The organism is Agrobacterium sp. MCAB5, from assembly GCF_052114365.1.
Taxonomy (GTDB): domain Bacteria; phylum Pseudomonadota; class Alphaproteobacteria; order Rhizobiales; family Rhizobiaceae; genus Agrobacterium; species Agrobacterium tumefaciens.
In genome coordinates this window covers 1-423 of the sequence record NZ_JBFREP010000290.1, presented here as the reverse complement: position 1 = coordinate 423, position 423 = coordinate 1, and the positions used below count along the sequence as shown (strand labels likewise).

Below are 423 nucleotides of genomic sequence, written 5' to 3'. Positions count from 1 at the left end.
GCCTCTGACTGTGCCGGCAGGATGGTGGCAGCCAGGAATGCAGCACTGAACAGGCCGAAATAGGCCGCGAGATCAGTGCTCACGCGGCCATTCCGGATGCAGGCGATCGATCATGAAGGCGTGGCTGTGTCGTTGGCCATGGCGGTGGTGTCCCTCCATCAGATGCGGATCGCTCTCTGCCAGATCATCATGGCTGTGCTCGACCTCCACCTCGTCAGAGGGCCGCCAGGCCCAGATCGCGACGATAAAGCCAAGACCGGCCACGAGCGCAAGGAGGATCGCAGCGGACGACAGACCGATCATCGCGCCGAGCCATCCTGACAGTGGATAGGTCAGCAACCATGCGGCATGCGACAAGGCGAAATGGGCGGCGAACAAGGCCGGTCGGTCCTCCGCATGCGCGGACCGGCGCAACAATCTGCC

1 pseudogene is annotated in these 423 nt (G+C 63.4%); it reads right to left on the bottom strand.

What is annotated here, in order from left to right:
• Positions 1-72: 72 nt before the first annotated feature.
• Positions 73-423: pseudogene (locus AB4Z23_RS28675) on the bottom strand (MFS transporter); the annotation flags it as partial.